Annotated in this window: 1 protein-coding gene; it reads left to right on the forward strand. The window is 45.9% G+C overall.

The annotated features are described in order from the left end of the window. A partial coding sequence (locus tag DMB68_RS23125; protein WP_317047385.1) for a Calx-beta domain-containing protein occupies nucleotides 1–1524 on the forward strand: 1524 nt, incomplete at both ends.

The following is a 1524-nucleotide window of genomic DNA, read 5'->3' on the forward strand; positions in this document are numbered from 1 at the left end:
CTTTTACTGTGAATCCTTTTGCAGGAACAGCCAGCAATACCACTTCAACAACTGCTATTTGTGAGAATACCACCAAAGCCTTGTCGGCTACACCGGCAGGCGGAACCTGGTCGGTAGTTTCGGGAGGCGGCAGCATTTCAGGAACGACTTATACCCCGGCAGACGTTGCATCTGATACCTCAGTAACGGTTCGTTATACAGTTGCAGCCAACGGATCATGCGCGGCTACAACTTCGGATGTTACTTTTACTGTGAATCCTTTTGCAGGAACAGCCAATAATACCACTACAACAACAGCAATCTGCGAGAATACCACCAAAGCCTTGTCGGCTACACCGGCAGGCGGAAGCTGGTCGGTAGTTTCGGGAGGAGGCAGCATTTCGGGAACGACTTATACCCCGGCAGACGTTGCATCTGATACCTCAGTAACGGTTCGTTATACAGTTGCAGCCAACGGTTCATGCGCGGCTACAACTTCGGATGTTACTTTTACAGTGAACCCTTTTGCAGGAACAGCCAATAATACCACTACAACAACAGCAATCTGCGAGAATACCACCAAAGCCTTGTCGGCTACACCTGCAGGCGGAACCTGGTCGGTAGTTTCGGGAGGCGGCAGCATTTCAGGAACGACTTATACCCCGGCAGACGTTGCATCTGATACCTCAGTAACGGTTCGTTATACAGTTGCAGCCAACGGATCATGCGCGGCTACAACTTCGGATGTTACTTTTACGGTGAATCCAACTTCTATTGGCGGAAGTATTGCAGGAAGCACGACTGTTTGTACAGGAACTAACAATACAGTACTTACATTATCTGGACATACAGGTAATGTAATTAGTTGGGAATCATCATTAGATAATTTTGCTACTGTAACAACAATTGCGAATACTACCAATACATTAACGGCAAATAACTTAACGGCTACTACCTCTTATAGAGCAATAGTTCAAAGTGGTGTATGCACCGCTTTGAATTCTGCAGAAGCTACGGTAACAGTAAATCCACTTCCTTCTTTTAGTATTTCAAATGCTACTGCATCAGAAGGGACTAATGCTGTGTTTAATATCGATTTGAGTACTACTACCTGTAACGATGTTGAAATCACAATAACGACATCAAATGGTACTGCAGGAGCATTGGATTACACTACTGTCAATACAACTGTTACAATTCCAGCCGGAAGTACAAATGTTACAGTAAATGTTCCAACAACAGTTGATGCAATCAGTGAACCAAGTGAGACTTTTGCTATTGCAGCTACTGTAACTAGTGGAAATACAACTAATTCAACTGCTAATGGAACAGGAACCATCACAGATAACAATGGTGTACCAACGGTAACCCTGAGCGGAACGACAACAATCGTCGAGAACGCAGCTGGAACGGCTACGATCACCGCTACACTGAGCACGGCTACGACTACCGATACAGTGGTAAGCTTAGGCTTTGCAGGAACAGCTTCAGCAGGAGATTATGCGGCAAGCAATACTACGATCACCATCCCGGCAGGGCAGCTGA

The sequence above is a fragment of the Flavobacterium hydrophilum genome, assembly GCF_003202405.1.
Taxonomy (GTDB): Bacteria; Bacteroidota; Bacteroidia; order Flavobacteriales; family Flavobacteriaceae; genus Flavobacterium; species Flavobacterium hydrophilum.